This is a genomic window from Flavobacterium sp. (assembly GCF_046073885.1).
Classification (GTDB): Bacteria; Bacteroidota; Bacteroidia; order Flavobacteriales; family Flavobacteriaceae; genus Flavobacterium.
In genome coordinates this window covers 1-2,055 of the sequence record NZ_JBJTND010000049.1, presented here as the reverse complement: position 1 = coordinate 2,055, position 2,055 = coordinate 1, and the positions used below count along the sequence as shown (strand labels likewise).

Below are 2,055 nucleotides of genomic sequence, written 5' to 3'. Positions count from 1 at the left end.
TTTCTTGTCCATAATCGTTTAATAAATTTATATCTTTTAATTTATCCAGTGATTCTTTTTTAAATAGTTCTTGTAATTCTTTTACTTTCTGTTGAAACAATCTTTGTTTTTCTTCTTCGTCTTTATTTATCTGAATTATTTCCAAAGCACAAGCAAAAACAACATCATACCCTTCCTGAACCGCAGATGATATTAAAGATAGTAAAGTAAATTTCTCATTTTTATCTTGTACTTTAATTTTAATCGAACGATATGGTTTTACAATTTCCTCGTAACTCCAATTGAGTGGTAGTTTGATATCCAAACTGACATTATTCTCAATTTCTCTAAGAGAATGAAAGTAAGGTCTTAATGATTTTATAGATTGAAACACGTTGTTAAATTAAAAAATAAGTTATTATGTATGAAACTGCAAGGTATAAAAATGTACCGTCCAATCTTGATACTTTAATTGGCTCAGGAGTATCCTGAAATAATTTTAAAACAAAATCAAAAGCGAATGTTGTTGCATAAAGTAAACTAAGTACAAATACAAATAATTTAATTTCCTCCATCGTGTCGTTTCATTTCTTCTAAAATTTCTTTACGGTAAACACCGATAAGTTGTTTTATTTCTTGGGCATATTTTCTAGCCCTAATCGACGCACTTCGATTACCTTTGACGTAAACCTTTTGAGTGTCGACTGACATTTTCTCAACAAGTTCCTTTATATTTTTTAAGGTCTCCATATATTATCCTTGATTTTACTATCAATATACGGAATTTGAATTACTTTTTCAAGTTTTGTTCTAACAATTTGTAGATTTCTGTTAGCATATCAAGTTCGGATCTTGATTTTCGATGTTTGAAGCTAAATAATATTTTGAAGTAGTCGTTAATCCTTATTGCAGTATCTGTATGTTGCATATAATAATATGCCTCTGAGAAAAAATTCCAAAAATATTGGTAGGCACTGTCTCGTTCCTTTATGAATATTTTTTCTTTATTATAACTATCGATTGTTTTATCCCAACACCAATTGAAATGATTTCTTTGGTCTTCTTCGGTATTGATAACGTCGGAACCCAAGTATGTGTTGTCAATTAATTCATATAATGAAACAATAAAGTCGTAGAAGAGTTCAGTCTTCTCACGACTTATATTGTAAGCTTTGTACCAAATATCAATCTGTTGTTTATAATTTTCAGATGTGATAAACTCTAGATAACTTTCCCCGTTTTCCATATTTTCTACATTACAATATAAGTAGAAATGAACTTAAAAAAAAGAAATTACTGAGTTTTTTGGTTGTATTTAAACATATTCTTCATTTTCTCGATTTCCTCATTAACTTGTTTTGTTTTAACGGGAACCGGTTGTTTAGAATATAACTCTCTGTTATCTTTGTCTTTTTGTCTATTTACTACTTGTTTTTCTATTTTTTTAGCGGTCTCAGGGGTTGCAATTACGTTACCGTCTTTGTCCTCAGACTCTTTACCTTTTTCTCCACCATTTGATGGTTTGATTGATGGTTTTTCCGTTGTTGCAGCATTGCCCATCAATTTATCTCCATTGATTGACATCTTTAATCTTTTCTTGAATTGTTCAGATGGTTCAATATCGTAATCTAAATTTTCTAATCCTGCAAAGTTTTTAGCAATTTCTTCTTCTTGTTCAGGTGTGTTTTTTCTTGCAACTTTCTCACCTTTACCAATTGCCTTTGGAAACTCAGGATTATCATTTCCTTCAAATGATGCTTGTTTTTTCATTTTAGCCTCAACTGCGGATAAGTTCGCCTTATTTTCTTTTCCACTTTCAGTGTGAGATTTTTTAGCGGCATCTAAACCGGGGATTGATTCGTTAACCATTCTACCAATTAGAGCAATTAATTCAGATTCTTTCAAACGTAATTTTTTCTTTTTAGATTCATACATTCCTGAACCACATTCACAAATTTTGTTACCACATTTTTCACAAGTAGATTCGTTTACTGATTCTTCTTCTTCTTCCTCTTGTTGTTGTGTGTAACTATGTTTTCTTTTACCCCTTAAGATTCTTTCAAATTTATCATTACC

General features: G+C 30.3%; 4 protein-coding genes. All 4 read right to left on the bottom strand.

Translation table 11 applies throughout. The annotated features are described in order from the left end of the window. On the bottom strand, positions 1-373 hold a 373-nt coding region (locus ACKOWY_RS07000; protein ID WP_408940728.1), incomplete at its 3' end, for a hypothetical protein. Positions 374-540: 167 nt separating this feature from the next. Then, positions 541-729 (bottom strand): hypothetical protein, encoded by a 189-nt coding sequence (locus ACKOWY_RS06995; RefSeq protein ID WP_408940727.1) that lies wholly within the window; start codon positions 727-729, stop codon positions 541-543. A gap of 40 nt (positions 730-769) precedes the next feature. After that, positions 770-1,225 (bottom strand): hypothetical protein, encoded by a 456-nt coding sequence (locus ACKOWY_RS06990; protein ID WP_408940726.1) that lies wholly within the window; start codon positions 1,223-1,225, stop codon positions 770-772. A gap of 47 nt (positions 1,226-1,272) precedes the next feature. Further along, a partial coding sequence (locus tag ACKOWY_RS06985) for a hypothetical protein (RefSeq protein ID WP_408940725.1) occupies positions 1,273-2,055 on the bottom strand: 783 nt, incomplete at its 5' end.

Coding starts and splice junctions, on each gene's coding strand:
- ACKOWY_RS06995 (WP_408940727.1), bottom strand. CDS start 729: ATGGAGACCTTAAAAAATATAAAGGAACTTGTTGAGAAAATGTCAGTC.
- ACKOWY_RS06990 (WP_408940726.1), bottom strand. CDS start 1,225: ATGGAAAACGGGGAAAGTTATCTAGAGTTTATCACATCTGAAAATTAT.